The organism is Pseudomonas petrae (genome assembly GCF_021728295.1).
In the GTDB taxonomy this organism is placed as follows: Bacteria; Pseudomonadota; Gammaproteobacteria; order Pseudomonadales; family Pseudomonadaceae; genus Aquipseudomonas; species Aquipseudomonas petrae.
In genome coordinates this window covers 138,414-155,576 of sequence record NZ_JAKJXE010000001.1, presented here as the reverse complement: position 1 = coordinate 155,576, position 17,163 = coordinate 138,414, and the positions used below count along the sequence as shown (strand labels likewise).

Below are 17,163 nucleotides of genomic sequence, written 5' to 3'. Positions count from 1 at the left end.
CAGAAATGCACGGCAAGACCGGCGACGGGGGTGGCAGGGATACTGCCGCTGTTCTCCAGATCGCGGGACAAGCCACGCTCCTACAGATGATTTGTATACGCTGGACGTCCCGCGCCTGACGTAAATCAGTGCAGGAGCGCGCTTGCCCGCGATAGCAGTGTGTCTGCGACATAAACGGTGGCTGAGACACCGCATTCGCGGGCAAGCGCGCTCCTACAGGTTGGTGCCGGATGTAAATTCAGGCGCGAGCTGATGTCCACCGTACGACAGCCGGCCAACAGTCGCCGTTATTACGCTTGCAAGCTGAACAACGCCATCTCCGGTGCGTCACTGATCCAGCATTCGCTGACAGTCCACCCTGCACGGGCGGCCAGTTCGGTGAACGACTCGACGGTGAATTTGTGGGAGTTCTCGGTGTGCAGCCGTTCCCCGGCGGCGAAGCGGAAGGTGTGGCCGGCGACGCTGACGCTCTGCTGTTTGCGGCTGACCAGGTGCATTTCCATGCAGGCCTGTTCGGCGTTCCACACGGCCAGATGATCGAAGGCGGACACATCGAAGTCGGCGTTCAGCTCGCGATTGATGCGGGTCAGCAGGTTCTTGTTGAACTGCCCGGTCACGCCCTCGGCGTCGTCGTACGCCGCCACCAGCGTCTGCTCGTCCTTGACCATATCGACACCGACGATGAAATGCGCGTTTTCCCCCAGCACATCGTGGGCGCTGTGGAGGAAATCCACGGCCTGCTCGTGGCTGAAGTTGCCGATGGTGGAGCCCGGAAAGAAACCGACGCGGGTGTGGCCGTCGGCTTCTTCAGGCAGCGTAAGTACGCGAGTGAAGTCGTCGACTTGCGGTGCGACGATCAGCGACGGGTAACGCTGGCGCAACGAGCGTGCGGCCTTGTTCAGCGCCGTCGCACTGATGTCGATCGGCACGTACACGGCGATGTGCGGCGCGGCATCCAGCACCAGACGGGTTTTCTCGCTGGCGCCACTGCCGAACTCCACCAGTGCTGCGCACGGGGGAATGGTCGCAGCGATCTGCCCGGCGATGCGTTTCAGCAGACCGGTTTCGGCACGGGTCGGGTAGTACTCCGGGGTTTCGCAGATGGCCTCAAACAGGTCGGAACCCGCCGCGTCATAGAAATACTTGGGCGACAGGGTTTTCTCCGGGGCGCCGAGACCGGCCACCACGTCGCGGGCGAACTCGCTGTCGTTGGGGTCCACCACGCCGGGCTGACGGCTGTCACGGGCCAGGCGCAGGCCCGACACCATCCAGCGCTTGTCGGCGTGGAAGAAGTTGCGATAGGTCAGGCGGCAATGATCGGGCGACGAGACGCTGGCACCGCCGCGCAGGACCATCTGATTGACCATGAATTTGCCGTTGTACTCGCCCACTGCACCCACCGATGGCTTGAAGCCGGGGTAGGCGCTGTAGGCGCTTTGCGTCCACTGCCAGGCCACATCGTCCACTTGCTCCAGCAAGCCGGCGCGGGCGGCGGCTTCCCATTCGGCTTCGGTGGGCAGGCGCGCATCGGCCCAGAGGGCGAACGCGGCGGCTTCGTAATAACTGATGTTCGTGACCGGCGCCGACGGGTCGATCGGCTCAAGGCCGCGCAGGCTCATGCGCTTCCAGCCATTCTCGTCGTGCTGCCAGTACATGGGCGAGTTCCAGCCGTTTTCCTGCACCAGTGTCCAGCCTTCGGACAGCCACAAGGCGGCGGTGTGATAGCCGCCGTCGGCAATAAAACTCAGCCACTCGCCATTGGTCACCAGCCGGTCGCTGATCTCGAAGGACTGCAAATACGTGGTGTGGCGTGGGCCTTCGTTATCGAACGAGAAGCCGTCGCCGTCGTGGCCTATTTCGGTCAGGCCGGCGCTCAGCGGTTTGAAATGACCGCGACGGCCCGACAGGTCTTTCGGCCAGCGCGGGCTGTAGGCGGGTTTCAGGGACGACAGGCTGAGCAGATGAAGAATGTCCATCAGCAGCAGTTCCTGATGCTGCTCTTCGTGGGCCAGGCCGAGTTCGATGAGGCTGGTCATCTCGTCGCTCAGGGGCATCATCAGCAGCGTCGTCATGTTTTCGTCGACGTGCCTGCGGTAGGCCAGGATCTGATCGACGCTCGGCCGGGTCATCAGGCCGCGTTGCGGACGCGGATGGCGCGGACCGACGGCTTCGTAATAGGAGTTGAACAGGTAGCCAAACGTCGGATCGAACGCTTCATACGCCGGCAGGTTCGGAATCAGCAGGAAGGTCTCGAAGAACCACGTGGTGTGTGCCATGTGCCATTTGGCCGGGCTGGCATCGGGCATCGACTGCACCACCATGTCTTCGGCGCTCAAGGGCTCGACCAAAAACTCGGTACGGTCGCGCACGCTCTGAAAGCGCTGGCACAGGGTGTGAGTGGCAGATGTTTCGCGAAGCTGGCGTAATTGGCGCGTCATCAGGTGCTCTCCGGCGTAGCCGATGCCCGGTGGACCCGGTGGAGTGATTCCACGCAGCCAGGCGGTAAGGCGATTCAGGGTTTGAGGCTCGCGTCGCGCGGAATGTTCAACCGAAATATCCAAACGGAGGATCGACCTCAGCCGTAAGTTCGCCGATGACGTCGATCATCGGCGTTTGCATTGATAGATCGGCAGGCAGACGGACAGCGATTGTAGCTCCGGATCAGCAGCGCTGCGCAATCGCTGACCGATGGCCAATCAGCGCGCTGTCTGCGGTAACCTGCTGGCCACTCACTGCACGTGCACTGCGCACGACACACGTTTCGCGGGCAAAACCTGAACCTGCGCGGCCACTGACAGTCTGCACAACAGCACGTCTGTCCGCGACGGCAGTGGCTTTTCAAGGTATGGATCAGGCGGCAAGTGAATCACGCCAGATGAATGAATCGGTTTTTGGGGACGCGCATGAATGATCTATCCAGTCTGCTGGGGGCGCTCGATGAGGCGCAGACCGGGCAGCAGGAAGTGGTGATCGCCACGGTGGTCAAGGTCGAAGGCTCGGCTTACCGGCGCCCGGGTGCGCGGATGATTATCGCGTCGATGGGCGAAGCGACCGGCACTGTCAGCGGTGGCTGCCTGGAAAGCGACGTCAGCAAAAAGGCCTGGTGGCTGACCGCCAGTGGCAAACTGTCCATGCGCACGTACAGCACCGGCGAGGACGACGACGAACTCGAAGACGCCGAGCTCAGCTTTGGCCTGGGTTGCAATGGCACGGTGCACATCCTCTTCGAACGGATAGATCCGCTGGCGGCGAGTCTGGTGGTCGACGTGTTGCGTGAGGTCAAGGCCAGCGGTGTGGGCGCTGCGCTGGCGACGGTGATCGGTACGCAAAGCGAACGCCACACGGCGCTGGGCGAGCGGGTGGCGATTCGTTCATCCGGGCAGGTGCAGATTGAGATGCGCGAACGCTGGCTGGCGACGGCCGTGGCCGAGGACCTGAAAACGGTGTTGGACGCCCGCCGTTCGGCCACCCGTACCTATGCCACGCGTACTTGTGAAGGCGCGGACGGTGTCGTTGAAGTGTTGCTGGAGTACATCGCGGCGCCGCGTCGACTGGTTGTCTTCGGTGCCGGCCATGACGCCATGCCACTGGTCAGCATGGCGCGGCTGCAGGGCTGGCACATCACGGTGATCGATGCGCGCTCGCACTTCGCCCGGCCCCAGCGTTTTCCCGATGCCGATCAGGTGCTGTCCGCGCCGCTGCAGCCAATGCCTGAATTGCACGGGATGGTCGCCGACGCCGCCGTGGTGGTGATGACCCACAGCCTGAGCCAGGACCGCCACTGGCTGGGACAGGTGCTTGAATCAACGCCGCGCTACATTGGCCAGCTCGGCCCACGCAGCCGCACCGAGCGTCTGCTCGACGAACTGCCGGATCAGGCTCGTGAAGCCGCTGCGCAGGCCAGTCTGCATTACCCGGTCGGCCTGGACCTGGGCGGCGACGCGCCGCACAGCGTGGCATTGTCGATTCTTTCGGAGATCAACGCGGTGTTCAACGGTCGCAGCGGCGGCATGCTCAAGCACCGGCAAGCAAGCATTCACGCGGTGGATGTCACACTTGAGCAGGCGCGGGAACTGAGAATGATCAGCTAGCTTTTACGGTGGCAGCGCTTACAAGGGCCGCCCCATCGCTTTCAGTGGTATTGGCACGGCATTCATCAGGTCCGCTCAATGAACGACAAGTACAGACCCCACGACTGGGCCCCCCACGAGCGACCGACGTTGCCGGGCTCGCCGTCGACGCCCTTGCACGCGACGCCCAAGCGCTGGGCGTACGCCATCGTCGGGGTGATCGTGGCGTTGACCGGCGGGCTGGGCAACGCGCTGGTGGTCGCCAACCTTCAATACCTGCAAGGCTCGCTGGGCGCCACCCAGGCCGAGATCGCCTGGCTGCCCGCCGCGTACGTCATGACCAACGTTTCGATGAACCTGCTGCTGGTGAAGTTTCGCCAGCAATTCGGTCTGCGCGCGTTCACCGAAGTGTTTCTGGTGCTGTACGCGCTGGTCACCTTCGCGCACCTGTTCGTCAACGACATCGAATCGGCCGTCGCCGTTCGCGCCGCCCACGGGATGGTTGGCGCAGCACTCAGTTCGCTGGGCCTGTATTACATGATCCAGGCCTTTCCGCAGAAGTGGCGAATGAAAGCCCTGGTGCTGGGCCTTGGCACGGCGCAGCTGGCGACACCGCTGGCTCGACTGGTTTCCGAAGACCTGTTGCAAATCGCCGAATGGCGCGGGCTTTACCTGTTCGAACTGGGCATGTGCCTGCTGTCGCTCGGCTGCGTGCTGATTCTCAAGCTGCCCCCCGGCGACCGTTTCAAGGCGTTCGAGAAAATCGACTTCCTGACCTTCGCCCTGCTGGCTTCAGGTTTCGCGGCGTTGTGCGCGGCGTTGTCCCTGGGGCGAATCGAGTGGTGGCTTGAAGAACCGTGGATCGGCATTGCCCTGGCGTCGTCCATCGTGCTGATCCTCGCCGGACTGTGCATCGAGCACAACCGAACCCGCCCGCTATTGATCACCCGCTGGCTGGGCAGTGGCCGGATGATCCGCTTCGCCTTCGGCGTGCTGCTGACGCGCATCGTGCTGTCGGAGCAATCCACCGGCGCGGTCGGTTTTCTTCAGGGCCTGAATCAGGGCACCGAGCAGTTGCACACGCTGTACCTGTTCATGCTGCTGGGCAGCGTCGCTGGCCTTGCGGTCAGCGCGCTGACGATTGATCCGCAGCACCTGTTCAAGCCGCTGATCATCTCGCTGGCCTTGATGGCGATCGGTTCGAGCATGGACAGCTTTTCGACCAGCCTCACCCGAGAGCCGCAGATGTATTTCAGCCAGTTTTTGCTGGCGTTCGGCGGCACCTTCTTCCTCGGGCCAACCCTGGTGCTGGGCATCAGCGGGGTGATCAGCAACCCGCGCAACATGGTCAGTTTTTCGGTGATGTTCGGGATCACCCAGAACGTTGGCAGCCTGATCGGCTCGGCGTTGCTGGGCACCTTTCAGGTCTGGCGCGAGAAATTCCATTCGGCGCATATCGTCGAGCACGTCACGCTCATCGACGCGCAGGTGCAATCACGACTGCAAAGCGCGAGCGGTGCGTATATTTCCGCCATCGCCGACCCGGCCGCGCGCACCAGTCTGGGCATTCGCTCGCTGGCAGCCGCCGCCACGCGCGAAGCCAACACGCTGGCGTACAACGACGTATTCATGCTGATTGCGGTCATCGCGGTGCTGACCATGATCTGGATCACCAGCCGCGCCACCTGGCTGTGGATCACCACCGAGCCGGTCGCGCCCTTTACTCCGGCGCCCCCTGCGGGCGTGCGCGGTGACGCCTCCCCCTTAATACCTTCTGGCGCTCAACCTTCATGACAGATCCCGGTAAACCTTCTGGCAACCCTCCAAACAGCTCCTCAGGCGGCTCTTCTGGCAATGCTGCGGCCAACTCTGCGCCGTCACAGGCGATTGCCGCAGCGCCCGCGCCGGCGGTCATGCCGGCCACCACGCAACCGCGTTCGGCGCGCATACGGCTGGTGTCGGCGATTCTGTTCGGCGGCATTGCCTTGGCGGGTGTGCTGGTCGTGCTCTATGCGTGGCAGTTGCCGCCGTTCAGCAGCCCGATCGAAAGCACCGAGAACGCCCTGATTCGCGGGCAGACCACGATCATCGGCCCGCAGCTGAGTGGCTACGTGTACGAAGTGCCGGTGCAGGATTTTCAGTGGGTCAAGCAGGGCGATCTGCTGGTGCGCATCGACGACAGGATCTACCAGCAGCACCTGGATCAGGGACTGGCGCAGCTGGGTATTCAGAACGCCGCGCTGGCCAATAATCTGCAACAGCGGCGCAGCGCCGAGGCGACTATTGCTCAGCGTCAGGCGGCGGTTGCGAATGCTCAGGCGCAAAGTGACAAAGCCGCTGCCGACCTTCGCCGGGGGCAGGCACTGGTGACCGATGGTTCGGTGTCGAAGAGTGAATTCGATGTGACCCGCGCGGCGGATGCGCAAGCAAAAGCAGCACTGGCCGAGGCCAAAGCGGCCCTGGAGATTTCCCGTCAGGACCTGCAAACGGTGATCGTCAATCGCGGCTCGCTGGAAGCGTCGGTGAAGAATGCCGAAGCCGCCATCGAGCTGGCGCGGATCGACCTGACCAACACGCGCATCACCGCGCCTCGGGACGGTCAGCTGGGGCAGATCGGGGTGCGCCTGGGGGCGTACGTCAACTCCGGCGCGCAGTTGATGGCGCTGGTGCCGCGTCCGCGCTGGATCATCGCCAACCTGAAAGAGACCCAGATGGCCAACGTGCGCCTGGGCCAGCCGGTGAGTTTCACCGTGGATGCTCTGGAAAACCTGAATATGCGTGGCCGGGTGCAGCGCATCTCGCCAGCGGCGGGGTCCGAGTTCAGTCTGCTGCCTGCCGACAACGCCACCGGCAACTTCGTCAAGATTGCCCAGCGCATTCCGGTGCGCATCACCATCGACGACGACCAGCATGACGTGGACCGACTGCGCCCGGGGATGTCGGTGGTGGTCAGCATCGACACCAGCCAGGACGGCGCCGTGCCGCCGGACCCAGTGGATGGCAAGGTGGATTCGGTGAACGGTCGCTGAATCGGCGCGCTTGTATCGCCGTGTATCCCGTTCCACGGCAGATACGTGCTGATTCATTCACTGATTTCCCGGACACACCGGCGACACCTTACGGACGTTGAATGGCGGCTCTGAGGCAACACGCCTCGGCCGCTCTTACATCCAACGCGCCCAGTGCCCGGAGCCCGCCATGAACTGGAACACACTCACCACCGCTTTTCTGTCCGCCACGCTCATCAGCGATGAAGGTGACCGCCCATGTTTCTGATCGCGTTTCTGGGCGGGATCGTCACGGTGCTCAGCCCCTGCATCCTGCCGGTCGTACCCTTTCTGTTTGCCCGGGCGGATCGTTCGGCGGCGTCGGTGCTGATGACCCTGTTGGGGCTGACACTGACGTTTGCGCTGGTCTCCAGTCTGGCGGTGGTCAGCAGCGATTGGGTGGTGGCCGCAAACGGCATCGGCCGCGACATCGCGCTGGTGGTCCTGACGCTGTTCGCCCTGTCGCTGCTCTCCGCCCGTGTGGGCCACTGGCTGACGCTGCCGCTGGTGGCGCTCGGCAATCGGCTTGACCCCGCCACGCGGCGCTTGTCCGGTCCGTTTGCTTCATTACTGATCGGCGTTGCCACCGGGCTGCTGTGGGCGCCGTGCGCCGGGCCCATTCTGGGGATCATCCTTACCGGCGCCATGCTGCAAGGGCCGAGCGCGCAGACCAGCCTGTTGCTGGTGGCGTACGGGCTAGGCAGTGCGGTGTCGTTGGGCGTGTTGATTTTCGCCGGACGCGGGTTGCTCGCGCGTCTGAAACTGTCGCTGCCGGTCACTGCCTGGCTGCGCCGTGGCGTTGGGTTCGCGGCTTTGCTGGTGGCCGTGACCATCGCCACTGGCTCGCAGAATAAACTGCTCGCCGGCACCTCATCCGAGGGCGCAGCAGCGGTGGAAAAGGGCCTGCTCAGCGGCGTGCCCAAAGCCATCGATTACCTCGTCACCAGCGTCAGGGCGGCATCGGCTCCGGACGTCAGCAGCCAGGGTGCGATGCCTTCACTCTCCGGCGCTACCGCATGGCTAAACTCGCCGCCGCTGAGTGAGGAATCCCTGCGCGGCAAGGTGGTGCTGGTCGACTTCTGGACCTTCGACTGCATCAACTGCCAGCACAGCGTTCCGTACGTCAACGGGTGGGCGAAGAAGTACGAGAAGGACGGCCTGGTGGTGATCGGCGTGCACACGCCTGAATACCCGTACGAGCGGGTCATCGACAACGTGCGCAAGAACGTCGCCAGGCTGGGCCTGAATTACCCGATCGCCATCGACAACGACTACGCCATCTGGCGCGCTTTCGACAATCAGTACTGGCCTGCCCATTACCTCATCGACTCCCGGGGCCAGATCCGTTACACCCATTTCGGCGAAGGTGACTATGACACCCAGGAGCAAGTCATTCGCCAGCTCCTCGACGAGGCCCATGAAAAGGGCTGAAGCGAGAGGCGCTGACGAATGAAGGTCGTGCTTACACCATGCGTTTGACGGTGTTGTCCTTGCGCACGAAGTGGTGCCAGATCGCCGCGATCACGTGCAGGCCGATGACGTAGTAGAAAATCGTGCCCAGCAGGACGTGGTAGTGCTCCAGCGTTTCGGCGGTGTCCTTGGACATGTCGAACGGCGATGGAATGCTCAGCGAAGTCAGGGGGATCGGCACGGCGCCGCGTTCCAGTAGCACCGTGGACAGACCCAGCAGTGGTTGCGCGAACAGGAAAGCGTACAGCGCGTAATGCGACAGCGTGGCAGCCAGACGCAACGCGCCCTCGAGTGGCGGGGTGATGCCCGGAGGCGTATGGCGGTGGCGCTCGGCAATGCGGAAAAACGCCATGACCAGCACGACGATGCCGACCCAGAAATGCGTCTGCACGACGAAGGTACGCGCGTCGCTGCCACGGGCCAGCTGGGTACGGCTCAGGATCAGCGCATAGGCGAGCACAATCAGGATCGCCATCACCCAGTGAAACCAGCGGGCTTTGTAGCTGTAGCGTTCGGTAGCGGAAGGTTTGCTCACGGTCAGGTCTCTTAATCTGTTTTTTGATCTGGAGCGGCGCAGTGACCGCCGCTGCGCTTTCATAACCCAACGGCTGGCAATCGTCGAGAACAAGCGTGCAGGCGCACTGCCCGAGGATCGTTGCCAGTTCGCGCCTGGAACGCGCTCACCGCAAACGTTCTCCCAGTTCAATATATAAATAATTATCATTGGTATGACTAATTAGTTGAGAAGTCTCAGGATTAGATAGGGATACTGGGGCATATGGACCTTCATTAATTTGTACTAATTTGTAACGGAAACTGGCTTCATGCGTTTGAGTTACTTCAAAAAAGGGAAAACGTTTTAATAAGGCTGTATCGTGATATTTGAAATAACTAAGCCAGTTTTTATTCTTATTTGACATTAAAAACCCAGCGAATTGCGTTTGACAGGTCATGGGATCGGATCCATCTTAGGTGCCTCGAAGGCTCAGATCCCTGACTATCAGCTTGGAAAGCTGGCATTTTGCCCGCGCACCGCCGGGGCCTCGATTTTCGTAAATCTATCGAAAAGGGAAGGGCATCTTCATGGATGTTTCGGGCTTCGTTCAACTATTAAAAATGCATAACTCCGATTCGGAAGTCTGGTTCGATTCGTCACCCGTTATATATAAACAGTTTCAAAAGAAGTTGCTGCAAGCCTACCCGGATATGCAAGCGTCTGTTATTGGGCTGTTGCCTGAAGAACTGGGTGCATCGAACGCGGGTGTCAGCGGAGCCACTACCAATCCGACGCTGATCAGTCAGGCCGTGGGGAGCCACATGGCCCATTACCGGCCATTCCTCCACAACTTGCCGGCGTCAATGCCTGCGGACGTTCGCCTGCGATCGTTCTACGACCAACTGATCATCGACAGCGCGCAGCCGTTGCTACCGTTGTTCCTGCACTCCAGACATCGAGCTGGCTGGCTGTCCGCGCAGATCGAGGGCGGGCACTGGATGAATCAGGATGCGCTGGTCGCCCGGGGGCTGGAGCTGGCGGCGCTGGCGCCGAACATCATGATCAAGATCCCGGGCAGCGCCCAGGGCTATCGCGCCATCGAGCAACTGGTGGCGCGGGGCTGCTCGATCAATAACACCTTTTGTTTTACCGTTTCCCAGCTGGATGCCTGCCTCAATGCCATTCACGCCGGGCGTCAGCGGGCGCTGGCCAACGGCGTGAACACGGAGCAGGCGCGTTACGTGGTCAGCTTCATGATCGGCCGGCTGGGTGCGGAACCGGAATTTGAGCGGCAGGCGCGGGGCAGTCGCATCAACCTGAGTGCCAGGGATAAGCGCTGGGCAGAGCTTGCGGTGTATCAGGCGATGCAGGCCCTGATGCGACGGCGCGAGACACCGGTGCAACTGTTGCTGTGCAGCATCAAGGTCGACACCGACGCGCGTGGGCGCGAGCATTGCTGGCACCTGCAGCGCACCGGGGCCGACACCACGCTGTACACGCTGACGCCCCAACTCATCGAATTTCTCGTGCGCCGCGAGCAGGCCGGGCGCGGCATCGCGCCGGCGACGGAATGGGTGCAGATTCCCGGCAAAGTCCTCGACCGTCTTCTGGCCATTCCGTATTTCAACCAGGCGTACTTTGAGGGCGGCCTGACCCCGGACGAATACGCCCGTCATCCGGCGTTCCTGACCGCAGGCAATGACGTACGCCTGGGCGTGCAGCGCCTGCACGGCTTCATCACCGACACCCTTGATTCGTCAGGTTTCACGCCTCGCATCGCGCGTCATCAAACGGCCACGGAGGAGCGGGCATGAACCGCATGATCGCCCTCTGGGCTCATCCGCGCTCGCGATCGACGGTGCTGGAAAGGGTGTTCATCGAGCGCGGTGACTTCGAGGTTTTCCACGAGCCTTTTTCGCACATGGCCTTCGACGAGCAGTCGGCCATTCCCCATGGGGACCTCAACGGCGGCATGCCCCGTGACTACGAAGCGATCAAGGCCCTGTTGCGCAACGCCCGCCAGCGCGCCCATGTTTTCCATAAGGACATGGCCTACCACTGCATCGCCCCGTTGAAGGCCGACGCCGAGTTTCTTGAGGAGCAACAAAACGTCTTCATCATTCGCGACCCGGCCCGGGCGATTCTTTCCCATCACGCCATCTTCCCGCAGATGCCGGCGCATGCCATCGGTCATCAAGCGCTGTACGAAATCTTTCGCGAGGTCAGGCGGCTGACCGGCAAAACCCCTTACGTGATCAACGCGGAGGATCTGGCCAGCCGCCCGGAACACACGTTGCGCAGGCTTTGCGACCACCTGCAGCTGGATTTCATGCCCGGAGCATTGAGCTGGAATGCAACCTGCCCCGAGCAATGGAAGGCCTGGCGTACCTGGCACAAGGAGGCCGAGAACAGCACCACGATCATGCCGGGCAGTGCCGATTTCGATGAACGTTCACTGCACGCCAATCCCCACTTGATGACGTATTACCAGCTGCATCGACCTTTCTACGAGCGCATGAATCAGTTCACGGAGCAGGGACAGCCATGAAAAAAATCGTCATCACGGGCGCCGCCAATGGCATCGGCAAGGCCACCGCCGTTGCCTGCGTCAAAGCCGGCTATTACGTCATTGCCGCGGACATCGACAGGCTGGGCCTGCAGACATTGCAGGCGATTCTGCCCCCGCATCGGCTGGAAACCCACCTGGCGGATTTTTCCCAGGCCCACGTCTATCAGTCCTTCATCAGCAACCTCTACGACGTGCACAAACACCGGGCGCTGTATGCCCTGGTCAACAACGCGGGGATCTATCACGGCAAAAGTATCTACGACTACACCAACGCGGAAGTGGACGAGATCTGGGCCGTCAACCTCAAGTCGCTGGTGTACCTGTCCAAGGACTTCGCACGGCGGGAATCGGCGGCCGGCTACTCGCGCAGCATCGTCAACATCACCTCGGTGGCGGGGGAGGTGGGCAGCATGGATGCGCTGTACGGCGCGACCAAGGCCGGCGTAATTGGCCTGACCAAGGCCAACGCGTGGAACTTTGCTCCCCGGATCCGGGTGAACGCCGTGTCCCCGGGGCTGATTCGCGACACTTCGATCCATGACCGCATTCCCGAGCACCGCCGCCGGGAGTACGAGCGACAGGAAATCATCAAGGAGCCCATTCAACCAGACGGCGTAGCTGACGTGATTCTGTTCCTGCTGTCGGAGCAGAGCCGTCACATGACCGGAAAAGTCATCGCAGTGGATAACGGCGCCTACCCGCGCTAGTGATCAAAATCAGAGGGTTCCTCACGCTTTCAGGGAGAACACCATGCACCGTAAAAAACTGCTTATCGTCGGCGGCGGCAACCTGTGCCTGCAAACCCTGCAGATTCTGGCGCCGCGCAATCAGTTCGAATTCCACGTGGCAAGCCGCAATATCGAGCAGGCCACCCGGATGTGCAACCTCATCCGTCTGGCGGCGCTTCAACAGAACGTCACGGTCGAGATCCACAGTCATCGCCTGGACCTGCGTGAAGCGTGCATCGGCCGCAACGCTGAAACGCTGTTGAAGATCAGGCCTGACATCATCCTCAACTGTGCCTCGCTGCAATCCTGGCGGGTGATCACCCAATTGCCGGCCGAGCGCTTTGCTGCTCTCGATCAGGCGCAGCTCGGGCCCTGGCTGCCGATGCACCTGGCGCCGGCTTACGCGCTGATGCGAGCCGTCAAACAGTCCTGCCCGAAAAGTCTGGTGGTCAATGCGGCGTTCCCGGACGCGGTCAACCCGATTCTCTACAAGGTCGGCATGGCGCCGGACGTTGGCATCGGCAATATCGCCAACCTGATCCCTGCCACCCGCAGCGCCATAGCGCATCTGTACGGCTGCCTGCCGACGCAGGTCTGCGCCAAGCTGGTCGGGCATCACTATTTCAGCCACTGCGTGCCTCGCCATGGCTTGCCGCCGCAGCGGTTGGAGCCCAGCTTCAACCTGACCTACTGGATTGACGGCGAGGAGCGCACCGGCGAACACTCGGCGGAGGCTATTTTCGGCTGCGTCGCCCGTGAATTCAGTCGCCTGGGCGGCGTCGAGGGGCAATACCTCACCGCGATGTCAGCGGTGACAGTGCTGGAAAACCTGCACGCCGAGCATGAAGTGCGGGTGCACGGTCCCGGCCCTCAGGGTTTACCCGGCGGTTATCCGGTCAAGGTCGGCATGGGCAAGGTTCTGCTCGACCTGCCGTACGGCGTGACGCGCGAAGAAGCGATCCAGGTCAACGAAGCGGGGCAGCGGCTCGACGGCATCCAACTGATTCGCGCCGACGGCACGGCGGTGTTTGGCGAGGCGCAGATGCAAGTCATGCAGCGCGAATTGAATTTCGCGATGGCCGAAATGCGCGTGTCCGACGCCGCAGCCTGGGCGGAGGAGTTGGGCAGCAAATACCTGGCGTACGCCGGGGACACTCAGCACCACAGCAGCCATCACACAGGAGTCGCCGCCCATGCCGCCGGTCATCGCGCTTTCGCCTGCTGACCGACTGGCTATCGCCGATCACGACTACGCCGGCCAATACGCGGCGGACTTCGTCGAGCGCTGGGACGAGCTCATCGACTGGGACAAACGCGCGGCTGGCGAGGGCTCCTTCTTCTACGATCTGCTGCGTCAGGCCGGCGCCTGGCGTGTGCTGGATGTCGCCACCGGCAGCGGCTTTCATGCGGCGCAGTTGCACAATGCCGGCTTCGACGTCACCGCGTGTGACGGCAGCCCGACCATGGTGGATCGCGCCCGGCGCAACTTCGATCGGCTGGGCGTCGGCGTGCCGGTTCATCGCTACGACTGGCAAGCGCTGGACCCCCGCGTACTGGGCAAGTTCGACGCGGTGCTGTGCCTCGGCAGCTCGCTGTGCCACCTGTTCGACCGCGAGGCGCGCATCGCCGTGCTGAAACGGTTTCGGCAGATGCTCAAACCCGGCGGGATACTGCTGGTCGATCAGCGCAATTTCGAGGCGATTCTCGCCGGCCGCTTCACGTCTTCAGGGCGCTATTACTACTGCGGCGACACCGCCAGCGTCACCCTCGGCGAGCTCGACGAGTCGATATGCGAGTTCGTCTACCGCTTTGCCGACGGTGCGCAGTATCGGCTGCGGGTGTGCCCGATTCGCCCGCGCCAGTTGCAGGACGAACTGCGCGCGGCGGGTTTCCGCGCCCCCCATGCGTATGGTGATTTCAAACCGGTCTACGACGTCATGAACGTGGACTTCATCATCCACCAGGCCCACGCCTGACGCTGACTCAAGGAGGAGCATTGTCATGATCATCCACACATCTGGTCCAACGCAGCACAACAACCTGGTGCCGTACCCGTTCACCGGGACCAGGGCGGCCCCGACCGCCGCCCGACCGACAGTCATCTGGTTGACCGGCCTGTCGGCGGCGGGGAAATCCACCATCGTCGACAGCCTCAATCCGGTGCTGCAGGCGCGCGGGTTGACGACCTGCATTCTGGATGGCGACTCCGTGCGCACCGGCTTGTGCCGCGACTTGAGTTTTTCTGCCGAGGATCGTGAGGAAAATGTGCGGCGCGTGGCGGAAGTGGCGGCGTTGATGGTTGAAGCGGGATTGACGGTGATGGTTGCGTTGATCTCGCCAACCCGCGCCGCCAGGAAGCTGGCCCGCTCGATTGTGGGCAGTGCGCGGTTTGTGGAGGTGTTTGTGGATGTGCCGCTGGCGGTGGCTGAAGCCCGGGATCCGAAGGGGTTGTACCGCAGAGCTCGGGCCGGGGGGATTGCGGGGTTTACCGGGATAGATTCAGCCTACGAACCGCCGGAGTTTCCGGAGCTGCATATTCGCAGTGATGAAGTGGAGGTGCAGCGGGCGGTGAGGATGATTGATGATTGGTTGTTGGCGCGGGGATAGGGGGAAAGATATGCGGATGACCGTGGTCATCCGCACCTCTTTATGCCGACAATCCGCTGATCAATCGCGTCCAGTTGCCATGGGCAAATGCCTCGGTCGCTGCTGGGTCAAGGCCGCACTGTTCGACAAAGTTTCGCGCATTCCGACCTGGCCGGTACTGGTAAGGAAAGTCGGTGGAAAACAGCAACCGCTCGGTGCCCACGATCTCGACGGCACGCTCCAGATAGTGGCGGAGAAACATGCCACTGGCCGTCACATACAGGTTGTCGCGAAAGTACGTCTCGATCGGACGCTCCAGGCCGGCGACTTGATCCATTCGCGCAAAGCGCTCGGCGTAGAACAACACCAGCTCGCCCCAGTGGCCGAGAATAATCTGGAGCTTCGGCAAGCGGTCAAAGGTGCCAGACAGGATCAGCCGCAGAAACTGAAGACCCGCATCGTAGTGCCAGCCCATACCAAAGGTTGCGAAACACGCATCCAGCGTGGGGTTGAATCCAGAGTAATAGGCATCGCGCACGGCAGCTGGCGGTGTGCGCGGATGAAGCAGTATCGGTGCGCCAAGTGCTTCAGCGCAGGCGAAGATTGAATGAAAGCAGCTGTGGTCCAGATTGTGGTTACCCACTCTTCCACACAGCATCGTCCCTTTGAAACCCAGGGTCGTGACGCAACGTTCCAGTTCCAGCGCGGCCTGCTCGGGCGAGCTGACTGGCAACGTGGCCAGCGCCTGAAAGCGGTCGGGATGCCGCGCTACCGCGATGGCGACCGTGTCATTGATCCTGCGCGCGATATCGACGCTTTCCGGGCCGAGGTCCTGAAGCGCTGGCGTGGTGAGCGACAGCACTTGAACATCAAGTCCTGTTTCATCCATCAGTGCGAGACGCTCGTCCGTCAGATTCGCCAGGCGTTTTTCGATGGCGCCGGCGTGGAAGCCGACACTGGGGTCGGCCAGCTCAAGGCCGATTGCGCTCCACGCGTCACGTACTTCTTCCGTCAGAAAATGCTCTTCGATGCCTATCAGCTTCATCCTGCTCTCCACGCTCACCGCGCAATTGTTCGACCGAGATAATCCAGACCCATGGAAACGTTTTGCCCCGCACCCCCGGACATTGCTCCAAAGTCGTTGAAGTCAGATCGAATATAGAGTCGGCCTACTAAAAGCGGTAGACGCACAGGAATCACACTATAGTTGCGCTGGACGCCATAGCTGGCCATCGTCACCCGAGCGGATTTACCTATGAGCAATGTCGATCTCAACCTCCTCATGGCGCTGGATGCGTTACTTGCCGAACGCAGTGTGACCAGCGCCGCGCGCCGCTTGAATCTGAGCCACTCGGCCATGAGCCGGACGCTGGCACGCTTGCGTATGGTGACGGGTGATCCGTTGCTGGTGCGCGCAGGACGCGGGCTTGTCCCCACGCCTCGCGCGCTGGAACTGGTGGATCATGTGCGCACGTTGACGCGGGATGCCCTGGCGGTTCTGCGGCCGCAAATCAGCCAGGTGGACATGGCGTCCGTCGAACTGACGTTTACCGTCCGCGCGAGTGAGTCGTTCATGAAGTGGCTGTCCGCATCGGTGGTGAAGGCCGTTCTTGAGGTAGCGCCACGCATCTGTCTGCGTTTCGAAGCGAAGCCCGATAAGGATGCGAAACCCCTTCGGGAGGGGCTTGTTGACCTGGAGATCGGGCGGATAGGAACCTCGGCACCCGAGATTCGTACCCGTTTTCTCTTCTACGATCACTACGTCGGCGCGGCTCGGATCGGGCACCCGCTTCTGGAAAAGGAGTCGGTAACGCCTGAGCAGTTTGCCGCTTGCGGTCATGTCGTAGCGTTGCAGGAAGGGCAGGCAATCAAGCCGCTGAATGACGAACTCGATCGCATCGGGCTGCGCCGCAGGATCACCATCGTGGTGCCGGGATACCCAGATGCGATGAGGATTGCTCGCCAATCGGAGTTGATTGCCATTGTGCCGAACTCCTGCCTGGGTGATGCTGCTTCGGGCCCCGTCTGTCAGACCCTTGGCCGCTTTGATCTTCCGTTACCCGTGCCGGCCTTCAAGGTCTCGGCGCTGTGGCATCCCCGCATGGACGCTGACCCTGTCCATCGCAGGCTCAGGGACATCATCATTTCCACCTGCCAGACGGCGTATTCCGGTGGAACTCTTTAAACAGCACGGACA

15 protein-coding genes are annotated in these 17,163 nt (G+C 62.0%); 11 read left to right on the top strand and 4 right to left on the bottom strand.

All coding sequences use genetic code 11. The features are described from left to right. Positions 1-290: 290 nt before the first annotated feature. Positions 291-2,438, bottom strand: a complete 2,148-nt coding sequence (egtB, locus tag L4G42_RS00685; RefSeq protein WP_237259111.1) for an ergothioneine biosynthesis protein EgtB — start codon at positions 2,436-2,438, stop codon at positions 291-293. A gap of 465 nt (positions 2,439-2,903) precedes the next feature. On the opposite strand from egtB, the gene L4G42_RS00680 reads away from it, so the two are divergent. The 4 genes from L4G42_RS00680 to L4G42_RS00665 all read left to right on the top strand — a co-directional run bounded on the left by L4G42_RS00680 (position 2,904) and on the right by L4G42_RS00665 (position 8,548). Continuing rightward, the gene (locus tag L4G42_RS00680; protein ID WP_237260445.1) at positions 2,904-4,091 is read left to right on the top strand and encodes an XdhC family protein; all 1,188 of its coding nucleotides are present in this window, start codon (positions 2,904-2,906) and stop codon (positions 4,089-4,091) included. Positions 4,092-4,169: 78 nt separating this feature from the next. Then, positions 4,170-5,864 carry an MFS transporter gene (locus L4G42_RS00675; RefSeq protein ID WP_237260443.1) on the top strand — a complete coding sequence of 565 codons (1,695 nt, stop codon included), beginning with the start codon at positions 4,170-4,172 and terminating at the stop codon, positions 5,862-5,864. A gap of 119 nt (positions 5,865-5,983) precedes the next feature. Beyond that, the gene (locus L4G42_RS00670) at positions 5,984-7,099 is read left to right on the top strand and encodes an HlyD family secretion protein (RefSeq protein ID WP_237259189.1); all 1,116 of its coding nucleotides are present in this window, start codon (positions 5,984-5,986) and stop codon (positions 7,097-7,099) included. 237 nt (positions 7,100-7,336) lie between these two features. Continuing rightward, positions 7,337-8,548 (top strand): cytochrome c biogenesis protein DipZ, encoded by a 1,212-nt coding sequence (locus L4G42_RS00665; protein ID WP_237252256.1) that lies wholly within the window; start codon positions 7,337-7,339, stop codon positions 8,546-8,548. 31 nt (positions 8,549-8,579) lie between these two features. Here L4G42_RS00665 and L4G42_RS00660 read toward each other — a convergent pair whose 3' ends face one another. Together L4G42_RS00660 and L4G42_RS00655 are read right to left on the bottom strand one after the other, a co-directional pair. After that, positions 8,580-9,122, bottom strand: coding sequence for a cytochrome b (locus tag L4G42_RS00660; RefSeq protein WP_237252255.1), 543 nt, complete (start codon positions 9,120-9,122; stop codon positions 8,580-8,582). 145 nt (positions 9,123-9,267) lie between these two features. Further along, entirely contained in the window at positions 9,268-9,540 is a 273-nt protein-coding gene (locus tag L4G42_RS00655) for a hypothetical protein (protein WP_237259110.1), read from the bottom strand. A gap of 253 nt (positions 9,541-9,793) precedes the next feature. Here L4G42_RS00655 and L4G42_RS00650 point away from each other — a divergent pair, with 253 nt between their 5' ends. From L4G42_RS00650 to cysC, 6 genes are read left to right on the top strand one after another with little or no spacing between them, the layout of a single operon-like run. Continuing rightward, positions 9,794-10,897, top strand: a complete 1,104-nt coding sequence (locus tag L4G42_RS00650) for a transaldolase family protein (protein WP_237260441.1) — start codon at positions 9,794-9,796, stop codon at positions 10,895-10,897. Then, positions 10,894-11,631, top strand: a complete 738-nt coding sequence (locus L4G42_RS00645) for a sulfotransferase (RefSeq protein WP_237259109.1) — start codon at positions 10,894-10,896, stop codon at positions 11,629-11,631. The genes L4G42_RS00650 and L4G42_RS00645 overlap by 4 nt, the downstream gene beginning before the upstream one ends. Continuing rightward, entirely contained in the window at positions 11,628-12,359 is a 732-nt protein-coding gene (locus L4G42_RS00640; protein ID WP_237252251.1) for an SDR family NAD(P)-dependent oxidoreductase, read from the top strand. The genes L4G42_RS00645 and L4G42_RS00640 overlap by 4 nt, the downstream gene beginning before the upstream one ends. A gap of 43 nt (positions 12,360-12,402) precedes the next feature. Then, positions 12,403-13,605, top strand: coding sequence for a hypothetical protein (locus L4G42_RS00635; RefSeq protein WP_237252250.1), 1,203 nt, complete (start codon positions 12,403-12,405; stop codon positions 13,603-13,605). After that, positions 13,574-14,356 (top strand): class I SAM-dependent methyltransferase, encoded by a 783-nt coding sequence (locus L4G42_RS00630; RefSeq protein WP_237252249.1) that lies wholly within the window; start codon positions 13,574-13,576, stop codon positions 14,354-14,356. The genes L4G42_RS00635 and L4G42_RS00630 overlap by 32 nt, the downstream gene beginning before the upstream one ends. Positions 14,357-14,381: 25 nt before the next feature. Then, entirely contained in the window at positions 14,382-14,987 is a 606-nt protein-coding gene (gene cysC / locus L4G42_RS00625; protein ID WP_237252248.1) for an adenylyl-sulfate kinase, read from the top strand. Positions 14,988-15,027: 40 nt separating this feature from the next. Here cysC and L4G42_RS00620 read toward each other — a convergent pair whose 3' ends face one another. Then, entirely contained in the window at positions 15,028-16,011 is a 984-nt protein-coding gene (locus tag L4G42_RS00620; protein ID WP_237252247.1) for an amidohydrolase family protein, read from the bottom strand. Between the two features lie 210 nt (positions 16,012-16,221). Here L4G42_RS00620 and L4G42_RS00615 point away from each other — a divergent pair, with 210 nt between their 5' ends. Further along, positions 16,222-17,151 carry a LysR family transcriptional regulator gene (locus L4G42_RS00615; RefSeq protein ID WP_237252246.1) on the top strand — a complete coding sequence of 310 codons (930 nt, stop codon included), beginning with the start codon at positions 16,222-16,224 and terminating at the stop codon, positions 17,149-17,151. The last annotated feature ends 12 nt before the right edge of the window (positions 17,152-17,163 follow it).

Bases quoted from the DNA above. Each gene is read 5' to 3' on its own strand.
- L4G42_RS00615 (WP_237252246.1), top strand. From the start codon at position 16,222: ATGAGCAATGTCGATCTCAACCTCCTCATGGCGCTGGATGCGTTACTT.
- L4G42_RS00665 (WP_237252256.1), top strand. From the start codon at position 7,337: ATGTTTCTGATCGCGTTTCTGGGCGGGATCGTCACGGTGCTCAGCCCC.
- L4G42_RS00620 (WP_237252247.1), bottom strand. From the start codon at position 16,011: ATGAAGCTGATAGGCATCGAAGAGCATTTTCTGACGGAAGAAGTACGT.
- L4G42_RS00655 (WP_237259110.1), bottom strand. From the start codon at position 9,540: ATGACCTGTCAAACGCAATTCGCTGGGTTTTTAATGTCAAATAAGAAT.
- L4G42_RS00645 (WP_237259109.1), top strand. From the start codon at position 10,894: ATGAACCGCATGATCGCCCTCTGGGCTCATCCGCGCTCGCGATCGACG.
- L4G42_RS00650 (WP_237260441.1), top strand. From the start codon at position 9,794: ATGCAAGCGTCTGTTATTGGGCTGTTGCCTGAAGAACTGGGTGCATCG.
- L4G42_RS00680 (WP_237260445.1), top strand. From the start codon at position 2,904: ATGAATGATCTATCCAGTCTGCTGGGGGCGCTCGATGAGGCGCAGACC.
- cysC (WP_237252248.1), top strand. From the start codon at position 14,382: ATGATCATCCACACATCTGGTCCAACGCAGCACAACAACCTGGTGCCG.
- egtB (WP_237259111.1), bottom strand. From the start codon at position 2,438: ATGACGCGCCAATTACGCCAGCTTCGCGAAACATCTGCCACTCACACC.
- L4G42_RS00640 (WP_237252251.1), top strand. From the start codon at position 11,628: ATGAAAAAAATCGTCATCACGGGCGCCGCCAATGGCATCGGCAAGGCC.
- L4G42_RS00675 (WP_237260443.1), top strand. From the start codon at position 4,170: ATGAACGACAAGTACAGACCCCACGACTGGGCCCCCCACGAGCGACCG.
- L4G42_RS00670 (WP_237259189.1), top strand. From the start codon at position 5,984: ATGCCGGCCACCACGCAACCGCGTTCGGCGCGCATACGGCTGGTGTCG.
- L4G42_RS00635 (WP_237252250.1), top strand. From the start codon at position 12,403: ATGCACCGTAAAAAACTGCTTATCGTCGGCGGCGGCAACCTGTGCCTG.
- L4G42_RS00630 (WP_237252249.1), top strand. From the start codon at position 13,574: ATGCCGCCGGTCATCGCGCTTTCGCCTGCTGACCGACTGGCTATCGCC.